Below are 18,437 nucleotides of genomic sequence, written 5' to 3' on the forward strand. Positions count from 1 at the left end.
GACAATTCGTGGGACGTCCACGGTGGCCTCGCCGACTCGCGGTCGACTCGCGCGTTACCGTGACCGCCATGTCGAATCCCGCGCTGACCGCTCTCGACCACGCCGGCCTGCCGTACCGGGTGATCCGCCACGGTCCGGTCGCGAGCCTCGCCGAGGCGGCCGCGGCGCGCGGCGTCGAGGTGCCGGACGTGGTCAAGACGATCGTGGTCCGCCGCGGCGAGGGCGACCTGCTGTTCGTGCTGACGCCCGGCGGCCGGGTGATCTCCTGGCCGAAGCTGCGCGCCCTGCTCGGGGTGAGCCGGCTGTCGATGCCCGACGCCGAGGCGGCGAAGGCCGCCACCGGGTACGCGCGCGGCACCATCACCCCGTTCGGCTCCACCACCGCCTGGCCGGTGGTCGCCGACGAGCGGCTGCGCGGCCGGGAGATCACGCTCGGCGCGGGCGAGCACGGCCTGGCCGTCGCTGTCGGCGCGGACACCGTGCTGGCCGCGCTCGGCGCGACGGTCGCCGACGTGACCGACGAGGAGCCGACGCGCTGAGCAGTGGCCGGCACGCGACCACGGGCATAGCGTGGAGGACATGCCGAAAGCCGTCTGGAACGACCTCGTCGTCGCCGAGAGCGACGACACAGTGGTGGTCGAGGGCAACCACTACTTTCCCCGTACCGCGCTGCGCGACGACCTGATCCGGGAGTCCGACACCCACACGGTCTGCCCGTGGAAGGGCACGGCCTCCTACTACACGCTCGAACACGATGGCGCCACCAGCCCGGACGCCGTCTGGTACTACCCCGACCCCAAGCCGGAGGCGGAGATGGTCCGCGACCGGGTGGCGTTCTGGAAGGACGTCCGGGTCGTCGACTGAGTCACCGTGCCGCCGGGGCGACTGGCACCCGGCGGCCCCGGTGGGTCAGGATGCCCCCATGGCCGACCCGCACTCCGACCCGTCCGGCACCGTCTACGGCGCCCGCGGCGCGCGCCGCGCCCGTGGCGTCCGGCTGCCCCAGGATCCGCTGATGCGGGTCGCGCTGGGCGTCGGCGTGGCGGGCGTACTCCTCGGGGCCTTCTTCGCCACCGGCGTGCTCGGCGGCGGCGGCGACCGGCCGGTGGTGCCGGCGGCCGCGGTGCCCACAGCGGAGCCGAGCGAGCCGAGCGCGGAACCGACGGCGGAGCCCACGCCGTCGTCGTCGCCCTCGCCGAGCGCCGCGCCGAGCACACCCGCCGCGCCGGTGGCGACGCCGAAGGTGATCCGGGGCGTGCCGTCCGGGCGCTGCCTCGGCGTGACCGGCGACGAGGCCGAGGGCGCGCAGGCCGCGCTCGCCGACTGCACCGGCGGGCCGGAGCAGCAGTGGGTGGTCACGCCGGTCACCGACGACACCTACCTGCTCGTGAACGCGGCCAGCAGCAAGTGCCTGGACGTCAACGAGGCGAAGACCGACGACGGCGCCGACATCCAGCAGTGGTCCTGCAACGGGCAGGCCAACCAGCAGTGGCGGTTCCAGTCGGCCGGCAACGGTGCGGCGCTGCTCGTGGCCGTGCACAGCGGCAAGTGCGCGCAGGTCGACGACGCGGGCACCGAGGCCGGACGCGAACTGGAGCAGGCGCCGTGCAGCGGCGCTCCCGAGCAGCAGTGGGCGGCCGGCTGACCGGTCAGCCCCGGTAGCTCCAGGCACGCCTGCCCGCCGCGACCGGCAGCGCGAACGTGGGCTCGTCGGCGGCGCGGCGGCGCAGCAGCAGCGACAGTCCGGCCGCGCCGACCGACAGCGCGCCCGCCACGTACCAGGCCAGCGCGTAGTCACCGAGCCGGTCCCGGACCAGACCGGCGCCGGTGGCCGCCAGCGCGGCGCCGAACTGGTGTGCGGCGAACACCCAGCCGAACACCACGGCGCCGGATGCGCCGAACCACTCCCGGCACAGCGCCACTGTCGGCGGGACCGTCGCCACCCAGTCCAGCCCGTAGAAGACGATGAAGACCAGCATGCTCGGCCGGGCCGTACCGGCGAACAGGCTCGGCAGCACCAGCAGCGACGCCCCGCGCAGCGCGTAGTAGGCGCCGAGCAGCAGCCGGGGGTCGACGCGGTCGGTGAGCCAGCCGGAGGCGATCGAGCCGGCGATGTCGAAGAGCCCGACCACGGCGAGCAGGCTGGCGGCTGTGGTCTCCGGCATGCCGTGGTCGTGCGCGGCGGGCACGAAGTGCGTACCCACCAGGCCGTTCGTAGTCGCGCCGCAAATCGCGAACCCGCCGGCGAGCAGCCAGAACGGCCGCGTCCGCGCGGCGGCGGCGAGCGCGCCGACCGCCCGCGCCGCGGCGCCGCCCTCCGGCCGGGCCGGCGGCACGACCTCGGTCGCGCCGTAGGCGGGCCGCCCCAGGTCCGCCGGGTGCTCCCGCAACAACCACACCACAAGGGGTACGACCGCCAGAGCGGCCCCGGCCACGACGAGTGCCGCCGTGCGCCAGCCGTGGTCGCGCACCAGCACCGCGAGCAGCGGAAGGAAGACCAGCTGCCCGGCCGCGCCGCCCGCGGTGAGCACGCCGGTCACCAGGCCGCGACGCTCGACGAACCAGCGCCCGGTCACCGTCGCCACGAAGGCCAGGGCCATCGAGCCGGTGCCCAGCCCGACGAGGACGCCCCAGCACAGGATGAGCTGCCAGCTCTCGGTCATCCCCACGGTCAGGCCGCTGCCGGCGGCCACCAGCACCAGCGCGCCGGCCACCACCCGGCGGATGCCGAACCGGTCCATCAGCGCGGCGGCGAACGGCGCGGTGAGGCCGTACAGCAGCAGGTTGACCGAGACGGCAGCGGAGATGGTCGCCAGCGGCCAGCCGAACTCGCCGTGCAGCGGGTGCAGCAGCACGCCCGGGGTGGCCCGGAAACCGGCCGCGCCGACGAGCGCGACGAAGGCGACGGCGGCGACTAGCCAGGCCGGATGCAGGCGGGATCGGGTCACCAACCGAGTCTCGGGCCGGGCGGCTCCTCCGACGAGTGGCCGGAAAGCCATCGTGCGCAATAATCGGGCCATGTCCGTACCGCACCGGGTCGCCGTCCTCGCCCTCGACGGCGTGGTGGCGCTCGACCTCGGCACCCCGGCCCAGGTCCTCGGCGCCGCCCGCGCCGACGACCGCACCCCGCTGTACGCCGTGGCGACCTGCACTCCCGGCGGGCAGCCGGTACGCAGCAGCGCCGGCTTCCAGGTCCTCCCCGACCACGGCCTCGAACTGCTGGGCAGCGCCGACACGGTGATCGTCCCCGGCATCCACGCCGGCTCGCCGCTTTCCGACGGCACGGTTCCGGTCGAGGTGGCCGACGCGTTGCGGGCGGCGTACGACAGGGGTACCCGCGTCATGTCCATCTGCACCGGCGCGTTCGTGCTGGCCGCCGCCGGCCTGCTCGACGGCCGTCCGGCCACCACCCACTGGGCGTACGCGTCGCGCTTCCGCCACCTGCACCCCGGCGTACGGCTCGACCCCGACGTGCTGTTCGTCGACGACGGTCGCGTGCTCACCTCGGCCGGGGTGGCCGCCGGCATCGACCTGTGCCTGCACGTCGTCCGCACCGACCACGGCAGCGCGGTGGCCAACCGGGCGGCCCGGCGCTGCGTGGTGCCGCCGTGGCGCGACGGCGGGCAGGCCCAGTACATCGAGCGGCCGGTGCCCCGCGGCGCGGACAACGGCACCGCCGCCACCCGCGAGTGGGCGCGGCAGCGGCTGCACGAGCCGGTGGCGCTGCGCGAGATGGCGGCGCACGCGCGGATGAGCGTCCGTACGTTCACCCGGCACTTCCGTTCGGAGACCGGGCTCAGCCCGGCCCAGTGGCTGCTCCAGCAGCGCACCGAGCACGCCCGGGTGCTGCTGGAGACGACGGATCTGAGCGTCGACCGGATCGCCCGGGACGCGGGTTTCGGCACCACGGCCGCGCTGCGCCAGCACTTCCACGCCCGGGTCGGTGTATCCCCCACCGCCTACCGCCGAACGTTCCGCCCGTCTCCTGCCCCGCGCTCCACTTCCGTCGATCTTGGAGTTGTGGCGCCTGGAAGGCCGGACGTGTCGGAGTTGTCCACCGCCACAACTCCTTGATCGACGGCCTGACGGTCAGGCGGTCAGGCGAGGTGGGGCTGGCGGCGCAGGGCGCGGAGCTGCGCGAGGTGCAGCGGCAGGTGTACGCGGATGTGCAGGTCCAGCGCTCTGCCCCAGGGCAGGGAGTCGTCCACGTCCAGGTCGAAGCCCTCGCGCAGCACCGTGTCCACAGGTGTCTCCGCCGCCGGGCCGAGCCGCTCCGCCAACGCGCACAGCTTCTGGCTGGTTGCCCGGAACAACGCGGCCAGACCGTCCAGCCCGCCGCACTCGGAGACCAGCGCGTCGAGTTGCGGACGGTGGATGGTGTCCAGGTCGTAGTAGGCGAACGGCGAGCCGGCCAGCACCGCCTCGGTCGCCTCGCTCATCAGCTCGTCGTTGGCGGCGAGGTGCGCGACGATCTGCTCGGCGCTCAACTGCCCTTCCGGCGGCGGCCCGAACCCGCCCGCGTCGATCTCCGCGAACAACTCCTCGTACGCCTGCCGCAGTGCCGGGGCGTCCACCTCGTCCATGCCCCGCATCCAACCCTCGCCGCGGCCGGGGCCACCCCTGCTACCGCGCCCGGTTCACCCGGACGCGTGAAGGCCGGCACCCCGTTGGTTCGGGGTGCCGGCCTTCACGCGCTTGTCTTACTTGTTCCAGTGTTCGGCGACCAGGTCGGCGGCCTGCTGTTCCCACTGGGCGTAGTGGTCCGGGTAGGCACTGACCTGGACGGTCTGGGCGGCCTTGGTCAGCGGCATGTCCTGCCAGCCGTCGACCTGCTTCAGACCCTTCAGGAACGCCGTGGTCGAGTACTCGGGGTCGGTGATCTGCTCCACCGTGCCCCAACCGGAGGAGGGGCGCTGCTGGAACAGGCCCTGCGAGTCGTGGTCGTTGCGGTCACCGAGGTGGCCGAGGTTCTCCAGCTTCGACTCCTGCAACGCCGTCGCGATCGACACCACCGCGGCGCGCTCGTCCATGCCGGCCTTCTTCGTCGCGGCGATGATCGCCTTCACGTTCTTGGTCTGCTCGTCGTTCAGGTCGATGCGGGACTGGTCGCCCTGCACGCCGTGCGGGATCAGCTTGTCACCCTGCACCGCGACACTCACCGGCTTCGCGTGCGTGGTGGTGTCCGCCGCGTGAGCGGCCACCGGACCGGCGAACACGCCACCGGTGAAGGCCAGACCAGCAATACCCAGGATGCTCTTCCGCAGGATCGTGTTCATGATGGGGGCTCCATTCGGGGGATCGACGCCCACACCGACGGGGGTCGGCGCGGGTGCGAGCACCGTCAGGCGCTCAAGAAAGTCTTCAAGGGGGGATCTCGGCTGCTCGCGGGGCACCGGGGGTGCCTCTGCGCGGCGCCGGAAGCATGTCCAACGACCCGCCACCCGCCGTCATTCCCGAGGCGGTGCACGCCACCCGGGGGGCGCGGGGGTTCACGTCGTCGGAACCGTGTTCAACGACCAGCCCGCCAGGACCATTCCCCACGGCTCACGTCGCCAGAACCGAACTCAACGACCACCGGCCCGGGACTGTTCCCACAGCCAGCGGCCCCTTCTCAGGGGTTCGGCTGGTACTCGGTCGCTCACCCGGATACAACGCCACCCACCCGCCAGCGATTCCACCGTCAGAGTGCCGCCCACCACCCCCCCAACCGGACACTCCGCCCACCCGGCTTGGAGCGGACACCACACCGACAAGCTGCTCAGCGTGATCTCCCATCACCTGAGATACGTGGTCCGCACCCCGGGAGCGGCCGTAGATCTTGGTACGAAATTGCCCTTATAGGGGCCACTTCGTACCAAGATCTACAGACGGCTCAGGTCGCCGAGGCGGGGGAGGCAGGCAGCAGGGCGCCCACCCACCGCCAGCATCCACTGAATCGCGTGCACGGGTTGCACCACGGGCATCGACCCGTCCAGGGCAGGGCTGGTCGAGGGTGGGAGCGAGTGCCGGGGAGTTCGCACGCGATCTTGCAGTTCGCGCCCTCCGGGTGCCCCATTCGCGCGGTTTGCGGGGCACCGAAGTGCAAGATCGGCGAGCGCGGAGGGGCCCTGGGCGGCGAGCTGTCGATCTTGGAGTTGTGGCACCTCGGGAACGCCGCGAGCCGGGCATCTTGGGCGCCGCAACTCCAAGATCGACGAGAGAGCGAACAGGGGGGCGAGAGAGGGTGCCGGGAGGGAACTCAGCGGCGGCCGTGGCGGGAGCGTAAGTAGTCGGAGACCACGTACTCGCCCAGGTCGTCCAGGTCCGGGGTGAACATGCGGCCACCCGAGCGTCGCGCCACCGCGTCCACGAACCGGCGCAGACCCGGGTCGTCGCCGAGCATGAACAGGTTGAGCGTGGCGCCGTACCGGGTCAGCCGGTCGACCTCCCGGATCGTCGCCGAGATGGTCTCCGGCAGCGGCGGCCAGTGGAAGTACGCCTCGCCGTCCTCCGGGTCCAGGTGAGCTGTCGGCTCGCCGTCGGTGACCACCAGCACCACCGGCTCGGCACCCGGGTGCCGGCGCAGGTGCCGGCCGGCGATCCGCAGCGCGTGCTGGAGGTTCGTGCCCTGCTGCATGTCCGGCTCCACCGCCGCCAGCTCCTGCTGGGTGAGCGGCATCGCCTCCCGGCCGAAGCCCACGATCTGCAACGCGTCCTGCGGGAACCGGGTCGCCATCAGGTGCGACAGGGCCAGCGCGGTCTGCTTCATCGGGCCCCAGCGCCCCTGCGAGATCATCGAGTACGACAGGTCGACGCAGAGCACCACAGCCGCCGACGCCCGCCGTTCGGTCTCCATCACCTCGAAGTCCTCGACCGCGAGCGGCACCGGCACTCCGGGACCGGCCCGGCGTACCGCCCGGGTGAGCGTGCGCACCACGTCCAGCGGCTGCTCGTCGCCGTACTCCCAGGGGCGGGACGCACCGCTCACCTCGCCGGCCGCGCCGGCCGAGCGGAGGTCGTGCTGGCCGCGCGGGCCGGCCGTCAGGTCGGCGAAGACGCGCCGCAGCGCGGTGCCGGCGAGCCGGCGCAGCGCCTTCGGACTGAGCGTCAGCCCTTCCGCGTCCCGGGTGACCCAGCCCTGGCGGCGCAGTTCGCGTTCCAGCTCCCGCAACCGGCGTACGTCGTCGGCGGCGTCCCGGCCCAGCGTGCGGGCGACCGCCTCCACGTCGACGTCGTCGAGTGTGGCACCGGGCTGGTCCTGGTCGAGGGAGTCCAGCAGCTCGTCGAGTTCGGCGATCTCGTCGAGTGCGCCGGTGGCCTCGCCGTAGCCGAGCGGCTCGTCGCCGCGGACCCGCTCGCCGCGCTGCCAGTTCAGGTCCGGCCGCAGCGACCGCAGGTGGGCGTCGAGCTGGGAAAGCTCACCGGCGAGCCGGTCGCCGAGCGACTGGCGCATCAGCCCGGCGAGTTCCTCGCGCTGCCGGTCCGACAGCGACCGCATGAGCCGCTCACCGGCTGCCGCCCGCCGGGCCAGCACGTCGATCAGCTCGTCGACATCAGTGGGCCGTTCCGGGAAGAACTCCCCGTGGCGGCGCATGAACTCGGCGAACGCGTCGGTGGTGTCCTCGGAACGGGCGTGCCGGGCGAGCAGGTCGTTGAGGTCGCGCATCATCTCGGCGAGCTGCCGCTGGACGGCCGGGTCGGCGGTGGCCCGGGCCGCGTCGCGCAGCCCGGCGAAGCGCTGCTCCAGCACGTCGCCGCGCAGCCCGTCGAGGATCCGCTGGTACGTCTGCCGTGCCTCCGCGCTGGCCCACTCGTACCCGGAGAGCTCCGACACCGCGCGGGCGGTGGAGCGGGGCAGGTTGTCGAGCACGGCCTCGGCGAACCGGGCGTCGTCGCCGTCGCGGCCGCGCAGCTCGTCGCGTTCGGCGGCGAGCGCCTGGTCGAGCAGGGCCCGGGCCCGGGTGACGGCGCCGTCCAGGTCGCCGCGGCGCAGCGCCTCCCGGCGCAGGCGACGGGCGCGGGCGGCCAGGTCGTCCAGCCCGCCGCGCCCCTGCGGGCCGCGCCGCAGCAGCTCACGCAGCGATTCGCGCAGGCTGCCGCCGGCGAGCACGTCCGAGCCGACCGCGTCCACCGCGGCGCGCACGTCGTACGGCGGGGCGAGCGGGTCGGGTCCGCCGCGCCACTGCCCGTACCGGAAGCGGTTGCCGCCGGCCACTGTCAGTCCCGATCCCCGTAGACGGTGCGCCCGGAGTCGGTGACGTCCTTGCCGAGCCGGCGGGTCAGGTGCAGCCCTTCGAGGACGAACTCGATGCCGGCCGCCGCCTCCTCCGGGCTGGGCGCGTCGCCGAGCCCGAGCCGGTCGAGCACCTTGGCCAGCCCCGGTACGGTGCCGACCTGGCGCAGCAGCTCGGACGAGGAGACCAGTTCCCCGGTCTCGACGGCGCCGCCCTCGGCGACGATCGCGGTGAAGCCGGACAGGTCGAGCCCGGCGAGGCGGGCGCGGAACGTCTCGGCGGTGGCGGTACGCAGCAGGTGCGCGAGCACCTCGATCTCGCGCCCCTCCTCGCCGCTCTCGAACTCGACCTTGCCGCGCAGCGTGGAGGTCACCGACACGGTGTCCCCGATCCGGGCCACCGGCGCCTCCGGACGGGACGCCGCCCCAACGCCGGCCGAAGCCGAGGCAGAGGCACCGGCACCGGCACTGGCACCGGCACCCGCCAGCAGACCGGAACGACGCAACGCGGCGGCGGCCACCGTCTCGGCGGCGGCGATGGCGAACCGGGCGGACACGCCGGAGCGCGGGTCCACCGACGGGGACTCCCGCACGTCGCGGGCGAACCGGGCGAGCACCTCCAGCACGTGCTCCGGCACCACGGCGACCAGGTCGGCCTCCTGCCGGATCAGCGCCAGCTCCAGATCGATGTCGAGCGGGTAGTGGGTACGGATCTCCGCGCCGAACCGGTCCTTCAGCGGCGTGATGATGCGGCCCCGGTTGGTGTAGTCCTCCGGGTTGGCGCTGGCCACCAGCAGCAGGTCCAGCGGCAGCCGCAACTGGTGGCCGCGGACCTGGATGTCGCGTTCCTCCAGCACGTTGAGCAGCGCCACCTGGATGCGTTCGGCCAGGTCGGGCAGCTCGTTGACGGCGAAGACGCCCCGGTTGGTGCGCGGTACGAGCCCGAAGTGGATGGTCTCCGGGTCGCCGAGCGTGCGCCCCTGGGCGAGGCGGATCGGGTCGACGTCGCCGATCAGGTCGCCGACGCTGGTGTCCGGCGTGGCGAGCTTCTCCCCGTACCGCATCGAGCGGTGCAGCCAGCCGATCGGCAGGTCGTCGCCGGCCGAGTCGACGAGCGCCCGGGAGGCCGGGGTGATCGGGTGCATCGGGTGTTCGTTGAGCACCGAGCCGGGGATCACCGGGGTCCACTCGTCCAGCAGCCCGCCGAGCGAGCGGATCAGCCGGGTCTTGCCCTGCCCGCGCTCGCCGAGCAGCACCATGTCGTGCCCGGCGAGCAGCGCGCGCTCGACCTCGGGCAGCACCGTGTCCTCGTAGCCCACGATGCCGGGGAAGCGCTCCTCGCCGGAGCCCATCCGGGCGAGGAGGTTGTCTCGGAGTTCCTGTTTGACCGTGCGGTACTGGTGGCCGGTCGCGCGCAGCGCGCCGAGCGTGCTCGGCAGGTCGGCGGGCGGGACCGGGGAAACCTGGTTGGGAGCGGTCACCCGACCCACGCTAGCGCGCTCCGATGACCGGCGGCCTCCGTCGTCGATGTCGCGACAAGGGAAGCCGCCGGAACGCCACTCACCTACCGAGGCGGGCGCGGACCATCCGGGGTACGGCGGCCAGGCCGGTGACCGGGCGGAACGCGTGCGCGGCGGCGACCAGCGCGGCGTACTCGTCGTCGGCGAGGTCGATCTCGGCGGCGGCCGCGTTGCGTTCCATCTGCTCGACCCCGGAGGCGCCCGGGATGGCCACCACGTTCGGGTGCCGCAGCACGTACGCGAGCGCGATCTGGCTCGGCGTGGCGTCGTGCGCGTCGGCCACCTCGCGTAGCGTGGCGATGAGCTGGGTGCCGCGTTCCAGGTTCTCCGGCAGGAAGTACGGGTTGGCCCGGCGTACCGCCCCGGCCGGCGGGTTCGTCGCGTCGTAGCGGCCGGAGAGGAAACCCTGCGCCAGCGGCGAGTACGCGATGACGATGCGGCCGGCCTGCTCCGCGTACGGGATGAGGTCTTCCTCGGGGCCGCGGTCGATCATGCTGTAGCGGACCTGGTTGCTCAGCACCCGGCGGCCCAGCGCGGCCTCGGCGAACCGCCACCGGCGCAGGCCGTAGTTGCTGACGCCGACCTCGCCGACGAGTCCGACGTCCTGCAACGAGCGCATGCCGCGCATGGTGGTGGTGTCGGCGACCACCGGGTTGGCCTGGTGCACCTGATAGAGGTCGATGCCGTCGACGCCGAGCCGGGCGGCGGAGGCGACCGCCCGCTGCTGCACCACCGGCGCGACCGGCAGCAGCGGGAAGATCTTGCTGGCGAGCACGACCTTGGCGCGGTCGTCGCCCAGCGCGGCGCCGAGGATGCGCTCGCTGCGGCCGAAGCCGTACAGCTCGGCGGTGTCGAACAGGGTCACGCCCAGGTCGAGCGCCCGCCGGACGATCTCGGCGGCCCGGCGCTCGTACTCCGGGCCGTAGCCCCACTCCTTGGAGCCGAACTGCCAGGTGCCGAGGCCGATCTTGGAAATGGGCTTGGGGGTGTCGAGCCGCACGTAACGCATGAGGCCGAACGTACCCGCGCCGCTGCGTGCGCACTCCGGTGCGGACAGAATGGCCTGGTGACATACCTCGCCAGCGACGACCGTTACCACGAGATGATCTACCGGCGCAGCGGCCGGAGCGGGCTGAAGCTGCCTGTCATCTCCCTCGGCCTGTGGCACAACTTCGGACCGGACCGCCCCTTCGAGCGACAGCGGGACATCGTCCGCCGCGCCTTCGACCTCGGCATCACCCACTTCGACCTGGCCAACAACTACGGTCCGCCGCCCGGTTCGGCGGAGGAGAACTTCGGCCGGCTGCTCGCCACCGACCTGAAGCCGTACCGGGACGAGCTGGTGATCTCCAGCAAGGCCGGTTATCTGATGTGGCCCGGCCCGTACGGCGAGTGGGGTTCGCGCAAGTACCTGATCTCGTCGCTGGACCAGTCGCTGCGCCGTCTCGGGCTGGACTACGTCGACATCTTCTACTCGCACCGGTTCGACCCGGAGACCCCGCTGGAGGAGACGATGGGCGCGCTCGACGCGATCGTCCGCTCCGGCAAGGCGCTCTACGTGGGCATCTCCAACTACGACTCGGAGCAGACCGAGCGGGCCGCCGAGATCCTGCGCGACCTGGGTACGCCGCTGCTGATCAACCAGCCGTCGTACTCGATGATGAACCGCTGGACGGAGGAGGACGGCCTGCTGGACACGCTGGAGCGCGTCGGCGCCGGCTGCATCGCGTACAGCCCGCTCGCCCAAGGGCTGCTCACCGACCGTTACCTCAAGGGCATCCCGGCCGACTCCCGGGTGCGCACGAGCGTCTTCCTGAACGAGAGCGACCTGGACGACGAGACGATGGCGACGGTCCGGGGGCTCGCCGCGGTGGCCGAGCGGCGCGGGCAGACGCTTGCCCAGCTCGCCCTGGCCTGGGCGCTGCGCGACCCGCGCATGACCAGCCTCATCATCGGCGCGAGCAGCGTGGCGCAGCTGGAGGGCAACGTGGCCGCGCTGGACAACCTCGACCTCGCCGGGAACGACCTGGCCGAGATCGAGGGCCTGCTCGGCTGAGTCACCAGATGCGGCGCCGCCCGGCGCGGTGGTTGCGGACACCGCACGGCCGCCCGGGCGGCGGCCCGCCGGTCCGCCGCAGTCCGACCACCGCCGCCGCGAGCAGCGCGACGACGAGCGCCGCCGCGCCGACCACGAGCGGCCGGGACAGCGGTCCGCCGTCGGTCACCGTCGCGACCGGCACCGCCGGCTCGTCGTCGGCCGCCGGCACGGCGAGGGTACGCGGAGGCGACGCGCTCGCCTTCGGCGCTGCCGGTGACGCGTCCGACTCACCGCGTGCCGCCCGGAAGACCACGTCCGAGCAGGAGTAGTACGTGTCCTGGGTGTCCGAGTTCTGCCAGATGACGTAGACGAGGTGCCGGCCCGTACGCCCGGCTGGGAGCCGTCCCCGCATCTCGTACGCGCCCGCGCGGATCGGCGGGTCGGTGACCTGGAGAAACGGCTTCTTCTCCAGGTCCGCCCAGGTCAGCGCACGCTTCGGCGAGTACGAGCCGGTGGTGACGTAGTACCGGAACGTGCCCCGGTGCGGGATGGTGGTGCGGTAGCGGAACGTGTGCCGCGCCCCGGCCGTGAGCGTGGTGGCGGGCCAGTCGGCGCGCGGCAGGTCCAGTCCCCGGTACGCGGACAGCCCGCCGCTGCACAGTTCCCCGTCCGGGATGCGTTCCCGGTCCCGCCCGTCGATCCGGGCCACCCGGATGTTGTCCCACTCGCGTACCGCCGCTCCGGCGGCGATCGCGGCCCGGCAGGCGGGCGTCTGCGCCCGGCCGCCCTCCGGCCCGCACGCGGCGGACCGGCTCAGCGGGCTGGTCGGCGCACCGTGCGCCGCGGCCGGCGCGGCGGTCAGCGGCACCGTCGCAGCGACGGCGGCGAGCGCGGCGAGCGCGCGACGTGCGGCCATGTGATCGACCTCCCGCGCACTGGTACGGCCGCGAGCCGCGAAAGGTTCGATCCGCGCCGATCGGCCCAGGGGACATGACCGAACGGACAACCGGGGCGGCGACGGACGCCGGAGGGGCCCTACAGTGACGAAACCCTGTGATCGAGGAGCGTCCCTTGACCGAACCGGCCCCGTCCCCCGAGCCGTCCCGCGCCGCCCCGGCGGCCGGGCCCGCGCCGGGTGACGCCCCCGCCCCCGCACAGCCGTACCTGCTGGTGCTGCCCACCATGGAGGGCGCTCCCACGCCGGTGCCCTGGCCGGGCGCCGAGGGGCAGCCCGGCTGGGCGATTCCGGTCATCGTGCCGCCCGGCACCCAGGGATACGCGTTGTTCCTCCCGCTGGTCCCGGCGCCCGGCCAGCCGACGGCGGGGGTGCCCGCCCAGGCGACGGCGCCCGCCGCCGAGCGCTCCCCGGCGGAGGGCGCCGCCCCGGCCACCGGCGCGAGCGGCACCACCGCCGCACTGTCCACACCGGCTGAGGGCTCGGCCCCTTCCACCGGCGCGAGCGGCCCGACCGCCGCGGCCGGGTCCACACCGGTCGACGGCGGTCCGGCGGCAGCAGCCGAGGCTGGGAAGCCCGTCGCCGACCGTCCGACGGGCGGAGAGCCCGTCGCCGCCCCGCCGGACGCCGTTCCGGCGACTCGCCGGGAGCAGGCTGGCGCAACGTCCTCGGCCACCGGCGACGCCGCATCGTCCACTCCGGATGCCGGCCCGGCAGACGCGGCCACGGCCGACTCCGGTGGAGCCGGGACCGGCGCGCGCCCCGGCGACGGTGCTCCGCGGGCGGCCGATTCCGCGACTTCCGGCCCGTCGGGAGCCTCGCGGACATCTGCCGCTCCCCCGGGCACGCCACCGACAGCCGGCTCCCCCGGCACGCCAGCGGTTACCGGCCCGTCCGGCGCCACGCAGGCGCCTGCCTCCGGAGCATGGGCCGCGCCGGGCGCGCAGCCGGCCTCCGGGCCGCCGCCCGCGCCGGGTACTCAGCGCGCTCCGGGCACGCCGCCTCCGCACGGCGGTGGGCCGGTGCCCGCGCCGCCGTACCCCGGAATGGGGTGGAGCGGGCACCCGCAGGCGCCGACGTGGGCGCCGCGACCTCAGGTGCCGCGGACCTCGTTCCTCGGCGCGAAGTGGCCCGGCCCGAAGGCGGCGACCGGGCGGGCCGTACCGCTCGCGGTGCTGGCCGCCGCGGTCGGCAGCGCGGTGTTCGTGCCGCTCGGCCGCGTCGGCGTGGGCTGGTTCCTGGGGTGGCTGACGCTCACGCTCGCGGTGCTGCTGGCGGTCCGGTCGAAGACCGCGGACCTGCCGCGCGCCGACAAGCTCATCCGGGCCGGGTGGGCGGCGGCCGCCCTGGCCCTGATCGCCGTGCCGGCGTTCCGCAACGCCTGGTGGCTCGTGACGTTCTGCGTGCTCGGCGCGCTCGGCTGCGCCACCCTCGCGATCATCGGCGGGCGGCTGGTGCGCTCGATCCTGTTCGGCCTGGTGGCCACGCCGTTCGCGGCGTTGCGCGGCCTGCCCTGGGTACGCCGGCACATCACCGCCTCGCCGCAGGAGGCGACGGTGCGCAAGGTGACCGTCTCGGTGGTCGCCACGGTCGTGGTGCTCGTGGTCTTCGGCAGCCTGCTCGCGTCGGCCGACGCGGCGTTCTCCGAGGCGCTCGGCCAGCTCGTCCCCGAGATCAACCTCGGCACGGTGTTCGGCTGGTTGTTCCTGGCCGTGGTGGGCGGTCTGATCGCTGTCGCCGCGCTCTACACGCTCGCCGCGCCGCCGGATCTGTCCACCGTGGATCGCGCCGGTGAGCGCCGCCTCGGCCTGCTGGAGTGGGCGCCGGCCATCGGCGCGCTCGCGCTGCTGTTCGCCGGGTTCGTGGTGGTGCAGTTCACCACGCTCTTCGGCGGCCAGCGGCACGTGCAGCGGGTCGCCGGGCTCAGTTACGCCGAGTACGCGCGCAGCGGCTTCTGGCAGCTGATGTTCGTCACGCTGCTGACGGTGGCGGTGCTCGGCGGGGTGAGCCGCTGGGCCCGCCGGGAGCGGCCGGCCGAGCGGATCCTGCTACGCGTGCTGCTCGGGCTGATCAGCGCGCTGAGCGTGGTGATCGTGGCGTCGGCGCTGTCCCGGATGTGGACGTACCAGAAGGTCTACAGCTTCACCGGCGAGCGGATCTTCGTGATGGCGTTCGAGATGCTGCTCGGCACGGTCTTCCTGATGATCATCGCGGCCGGTGTCCGGTGGAAGGGCCGGTGGATTCCCGGCACCACGCTCGCGCTGGCGGTGGCAATGCTGCTGGGCCTGGCCGTGCTCAACCCGGAGGACTACGTCGCCCGCCGCAACACGCTGCGGTACGAGCAGACCGGCAAGATCGACGCGTGGTACCTGCGGGCGCTGTCCGCCGACGCCACCCCGGCGCTCGCCAAGCTCCCCGACCCGGTACGCCGGTGCACGCTGAGCTGGATCGCCGACGACCTCGCCGAACCCGACCCCTGGTACGCCTGGAACCTGGGCCGCCAGCGCGCCCGAAAGGCCCTGGAGGAGGTCGGCCCCCAGGCGGTCGGTGGCCCGAAGGACTGCCGCCGGGCCGACCAGTTCGACCTGCCGAAGACGCGGCGTCCCCGCTGACGCCACCGGCCGGGCCGCGAATCCACGCGGCCCGGCCGGACCGTCAGGCCGGGCCGCCGCCGAAGCCGATCTCGTTGCCGTCCGGGTCGTGGAAGATCACTTTGCGGACGCCGTTGTCGTAGGTCTCCCGCGCGGCCGGTGTCAGACCACGGGCGGCGATCGCCGCGACGCGGGTGTCGAGGTCGTCGACGAAGACCGTCTGCATGGCGTGACCGGCGTGCTCGGGCCGCACGTCGACGTAGAGGTAGCGATGTTCGGCCAGCTCCCACACCGCCTCGCTGTCGTTCGGCCGGAACTGCGGCGGGGCGCCGAACAGCCGCTCGTACCAGTCCGTCGCCACCGCGAGGTCGCGGACAGGGACGCCGGCGAACAGGTCGACAGTCATCCGGCCAATCTATCCGGGTCGACGTGCCCGCGCGGGCTCACGCCGTACCGGCGTTTGAACGCCGTGCTCAGGGCGAACGAGCTGCCGTAGCCGACCCGGCGGGCCACCGCGCCGACTGTGGCGCCGGGCTCGCGGAGCAGGTCGGCCGCGAGCGCCAGCCGCCAGCCCGTCAGGTACGCCACGGGCGGCTCGCCGACCAGCGCGGTAAAGCGTCGGGCCAGCGCCGCCCGGGACATCCCCACCTCGGCGGCGAGCGACGCCACAGTCCACGGCCGGGCCGGGTCGTGGTGCAGCATCCGCAGCGCGCGGCCGACCACCGGATCGGCGTACGCCCGGTACCAGGCGGGTGCGGCGGCACCCGGCCGGGCGAACCACTCCCGCAGCGCGGCGATGAGCAGCAGGTCGAGCAGGCGGTCGAGCACCGCCTCCTGGCCGGGGTCGTCCTTGACGATCTCGGCGGCCAGCAGCGGCACCAGCGGCGTGTCCCAGGACTCGCGCCGCACCACAGCGAGCGGCGGCAGCGCGTCCAGCAAACGCTTCCCGACAGTCCCCCGCACCGGGTACGTGCCGGTGAGCAGCACGGTCCGGCCGTCCGGCCCGTTGCCCCAGGTGCGTACGCCCCAGCGCGTCATCGCGAACAGTTCGCGCCCGTCCGGCGTGGTGCAGCGCTGGCCCGGGTGCACGACCACCTGCGGCGCCGTGGCCGGGTCGTCCGCCACCGTGTACGGGGCCGGCCCGCGCACGATCGCCACGTCACCGCCGGTCAGCCGCGCGGCCTCGCCCTCCTCGGGCACGATCCAGCCGTCCCCCCGCACCACGGCGACGAGCGTCAGCGGCGCCTCGTCCCGGATCAGCATCGACCAGGGCGGGGTGAGGATCGAACGCAGCAGGAAGGCGCCCCGCGCCCGGGGGCCGTCGAGCAGACCGGAAACGGCGTCCACGGAGACGATTGAACACAGGATCGCGCGTCCTGGCCATGGGCCGTCTCACCGCGCGGCGGGTTCGATGAGGACATGCGACTCGTACAACAACTGACGCTGGTCGGCGCCACAGTCGGGGCCGGTCTGATGGCGGGCCTGTTCGCCGCGTTCGCGTACGCCGTGATGCCGGCGCTGCGCGGCGCGGACGACCGCACGTTCGTGGACGCCATGCAGCGCATCAACGTCACCATCGTCAACGGCTGGTTCCTGCTGGCCTTCCTGGGTACGCCGGTGCTGGCCGCGTTCGCGGCGGTGCTGGCGTGGCGCGGGGCGGCCCGGCCGACGCTGCCGTGGATCGCCGCCGGGCTCGCCCTGTACCTGGTGATGTTCGTCGTCACCGTGGCGGTGAACGTGCCGCTGAACGACGCGCTCGCTGCGGCCGGCACGGCGGATCCCGCTGCGGCGCGGGACCGCTTCGAATCCACCTGGGTCACCTGGAACGTGGTCCGGACGCTGGCGAGCACGGCCGGGTTCGGCGCGCTGTGCTGGGCGTTGGTGCTCACCGGCCGCGCCGCGTGAGCGCCGTTCGCCTGCGAGATGCTAGGAGATGAACCTGTCCGCGTACTCCTCCGCAGGTTCCACGTTGGTGATGACGTCGATCAGGACACCGTCCGGGCCGGCGACGATGAAGTGCCGCTGTCCGAACTCTTCGGTCCGGACGGGAAGCACGACCTCCAGGTGCCGCAGGCGCTCCCACTCGGCGTCGACGTCTTCCACCTCCAGGTTGAGCAGCATCCCGCCGGCGACCGGCCCGCGGTAGGCCGCCGGGATGGTCTCGTGGCTGCTGTCCAGCACCGCCAGTTCCCAGTTGTCGCGGCGCAGGCTCACGTACCACTCCGTCTCGAACGTCGGTTGGAACCCGAAGTGCTCGCGGTAGAAGGCCGCGGCCGAGGTCACGTCGGTCGTCATGAGGACCGGGTACGAGCTGGCGAGTGCCATGGCGAACTCCCTTTACATACACTGTGCAGGTAAGAGGAATATACATACACGGCGCATGTAAAAGGAAGGTGCGGCATGGCGCGAGCCACCAAGGAGCAGAGCGAGATCACCGGCCGGCGCATCCGGGACGTCGCTACCGCCCTGTTCGCCGAACGCGGCTACACCGCCGTCCGCCTGGAGGAAGTGGCCGCCGCGGCCCAGGTCACCAGGGGTGCGGTCTACCATCACTACCGCAGCAAGCAGCACCTGTTCGAAGCCGTCGCAGCCGCCGCGCAACAGCGGGTCGCCGCTGCGGTCGCAAGCGCCGCCGAGGCGGTCGCCGATCCATGGGACGGCCTGGTCGCCGGCTGCCGGGCGTTCCTCACCGCCAGTGTCGACGACACACACCGGCGGATCCTGCTGGTCGACGCGCCCGCGGTGATGGGTTGGCGCACGTGGCGCAGCCAGGACGCGGCCGCTTCCGGGCACCACCTGGCCGAGGCGGTGGCCACGCTGGCAGCAGCCGGGCACCTTGAGGTCAACTCGCCCGAGGCAACTGCCACCTTGCTCTCCGGCGCGATGAACGAGGCAGTGCTACGGATCGCCGAGGCCCCGGACCGGGACGCCGCACTGGTCGAGACGTGGCCCGATCTGCTGCGCCTGCTTCAGGGTCTCCGCGGGCCGCGCACCGCACCCGTCCGGCACGGTTAGCTGGTGCTGCGGCCGTCGAAGGTGATCACGAAGGCGCTTGCCGCCCGCCACCACGGATACGACAAACGCCCTGGTACGGGATCATGTCCCTACCAGGGCGTTCTCG

18 protein-coding genes are annotated in these 18,437 nt (G+C 73.5%); 8 read left to right on the top strand and 10 right to left on the bottom strand.

Annotation, left to right across the window (positions count from 1 at the left end; genetic code table 11):
* Nucleotides 1-68: 68 nt before the first annotated feature.
* Genes ACN27C_RS02230 through ACN27C_RS02240 form a run of 3 tightly spaced genes read left to right on the top strand, consistent with a single transcriptional unit; the run spans nt 69 to nt 1,645 of the window.
* A complete protein-coding gene (locus ACN27C_RS02230) occupies nt 69-539 on the top strand; it encodes an aminoacyl-tRNA deacylase (RefSeq protein WP_422750318.1) in 471 nt (156 codons plus the stop codon).
* A gap of 40 nt (nt 540-579) precedes the next feature.
* Nucleotides 580-864 (top strand): DUF427 domain-containing protein, encoded by a 285-nt coding sequence (locus ACN27C_RS02235; RefSeq protein ID WP_422750319.1) that lies wholly within the window; start codon nt 580-582, stop codon nt 862-864.
* Nucleotides 865-922: 58 nt separating this feature from the next.
* Entirely contained in the window at nt 923-1,645 is a 723-nt protein-coding gene (locus ACN27C_RS02240; protein WP_422750320.1) for an RICIN domain-containing protein, read from the top strand.
* A 4-nt stretch (nt 1,646-1,649) separates the two neighbouring features.
* Here the strand turns inward: ACN27C_RS02240 and ACN27C_RS02245 are convergent, their stop codons facing one another.
* Entirely contained in the window at nt 1,650-2,948 is a 1,299-nt protein-coding gene (locus ACN27C_RS02245; RefSeq protein WP_422750321.1) for an MFS transporter, read from the bottom strand.
* 70 nt (nt 2,949-3,018) lie between these two features.
* Here ACN27C_RS02245 and ACN27C_RS02250 point away from each other — a divergent pair, with 70 nt between their 5' ends.
* Nucleotides 3,019-4,074: a GlxA family transcriptional regulator gene (locus ACN27C_RS02250; RefSeq protein ID WP_422750322.1), complete on the top strand. Its 1,056-nt coding sequence runs from the start codon at nt 3,019-3,021 to the stop codon at nt 4,072-4,074.
* A gap of 23 nt (nt 4,075-4,097) precedes the next feature.
* On the opposite strand, the gene ACN27C_RS02255 is transcribed toward ACN27C_RS02250, so the two are convergent.
* The 5 genes from ACN27C_RS02255 to ACN27C_RS02275 form a co-directional block, all read right to left on the bottom strand.
* Nucleotides 4,098-4,592 carry a hypothetical protein gene (locus tag ACN27C_RS02255; protein WP_013284249.1) on the bottom strand — a complete coding sequence of 165 codons (495 nt, stop codon included), beginning with the start codon at nt 4,590-4,592 and terminating at the stop codon, nt 4,098-4,100.
* A gap of 108 nt (nt 4,593-4,700) precedes the next feature.
* Nucleotides 4,701-5,276 (bottom strand): hypothetical protein, encoded by a 576-nt coding sequence (locus tag ACN27C_RS02260; RefSeq protein ID WP_422750323.1) that lies wholly within the window; start codon nt 5,274-5,276, stop codon nt 4,701-4,703.
* Between the two features lie 962 nt (nt 5,277-6,238).
* Nucleotides 6,239-8,194, bottom strand: coding sequence for a vWA domain-containing protein (locus ACN27C_RS02265; RefSeq protein WP_422750324.1), 1,956 nt, complete (start codon nt 8,192-8,194; stop codon nt 6,239-6,241).
* A 2-nt stretch (nt 8,195-8,196) separates the two neighbouring features.
* Nucleotides 8,197-9,702, bottom strand: a complete 1,506-nt coding sequence (locus ACN27C_RS02270; RefSeq protein ID WP_422750325.1) for a sigma 54-interacting transcriptional regulator — start codon at nt 9,700-9,702, stop codon at nt 8,197-8,199.
* A gap of 70 nt (nt 9,703-9,772) precedes the next feature.
* Nucleotides 9,773-10,741 (bottom strand): aldo/keto reductase, encoded by a 969-nt coding sequence (locus ACN27C_RS02275; protein WP_422750326.1) that lies wholly within the window; start codon nt 10,739-10,741, stop codon nt 9,773-9,775.
* A 57-nt stretch (nt 10,742-10,798) separates the two neighbouring features.
* Between ACN27C_RS02275 and mgrA the strand changes: the two genes are divergently transcribed.
* Nucleotides 10,799-11,788 (top strand): L-glyceraldehyde 3-phosphate reductase, encoded by a 990-nt coding sequence (mgrA, locus tag ACN27C_RS02280; protein ID WP_121682959.1) that lies wholly within the window; start codon nt 10,799-10,801, stop codon nt 11,786-11,788.
* 1 nt (nt 11,789) lies between these two features.
* Here mgrA and ACN27C_RS02285 read toward each other — a convergent pair whose 3' ends face one another.
* Complete coding sequence (locus ACN27C_RS02285; protein WP_421499815.1) at nt 11,790-12,686, bottom strand: lytic polysaccharide monooxygenase auxiliary activity family 9 protein; 897 nt, start codon at nt 12,684-12,686, stop codon at nt 11,790-11,792.
* Between the two features lie 155 nt (nt 12,687-12,841).
* Between ACN27C_RS02285 and ACN27C_RS02290 the strand changes: the two genes are divergently transcribed.
* A complete protein-coding gene (locus ACN27C_RS02290; protein WP_422750327.1) occupies nt 12,842-15,337 on the top strand; it encodes a DUF4153 domain-containing protein in 2,496 nt (831 codons plus the stop codon).
* 43 nt (nt 15,338-15,380) lie between these two features.
* Here ACN27C_RS02290 and ACN27C_RS02295 read toward each other — a convergent pair whose 3' ends face one another.
* Nucleotides 15,381-15,722, bottom strand: a complete 342-nt coding sequence (locus tag ACN27C_RS02295) for a VOC family protein (protein WP_120571493.1) — start codon at nt 15,720-15,722, stop codon at nt 15,381-15,383.
* Nucleotides 15,719-16,663 (bottom strand): AraC family transcriptional regulator, encoded by a 945-nt coding sequence (locus tag ACN27C_RS02300; RefSeq protein ID WP_422750328.1) that lies wholly within the window; start codon nt 16,661-16,663, stop codon nt 15,719-15,721. Before ACN27C_RS02300 ends, ACN27C_RS02295 begins: the two co-directional genes overlap by 4 nt.
* A 72-nt stretch (nt 16,664-16,735) precedes the next feature.
* Here ACN27C_RS02300 and ACN27C_RS02305 point away from each other — a divergent pair, with 72 nt between their 5' ends.
* Nucleotides 16,736-17,221, top strand: a complete 486-nt coding sequence (locus tag ACN27C_RS02305; protein WP_422750329.1) for a DUF1772 domain-containing protein — start codon at nt 16,736-16,738, stop codon at nt 17,219-17,221.
* Nucleotides 17,222-17,242: 21 nt separating this feature from the next.
* On the opposite strand, the gene ACN27C_RS02310 is transcribed toward ACN27C_RS02305, so the two are convergent.
* Nucleotides 17,243-17,641 (bottom strand): VOC family protein, encoded by a 399-nt coding sequence (locus tag ACN27C_RS02310; protein WP_422750330.1) that lies wholly within the window; start codon nt 17,639-17,641, stop codon nt 17,243-17,245.
* A 75-nt stretch (nt 17,642-17,716) separates the two neighbouring features.
* On the opposite strand from ACN27C_RS02310, the gene ACN27C_RS02315 reads away from it, so the two are divergent.
* Entirely contained in the window at nt 17,717-18,331 is a 615-nt protein-coding gene (locus tag ACN27C_RS02315) for a TetR family transcriptional regulator (RefSeq protein ID WP_422750331.1), read from the top strand.
* Nucleotides 18,332-18,437: the final 106 nt, after the last annotated feature.

It is taken from the genome of Micromonospora sp. WMMD1219 (assembly GCF_049315215.1).
In the GTDB taxonomy this organism is placed as follows: Bacteria; Actinomycetota; Actinomycetes; order Mycobacteriales; family Micromonosporaceae; genus Micromonospora; species Micromonospora tulbaghiae.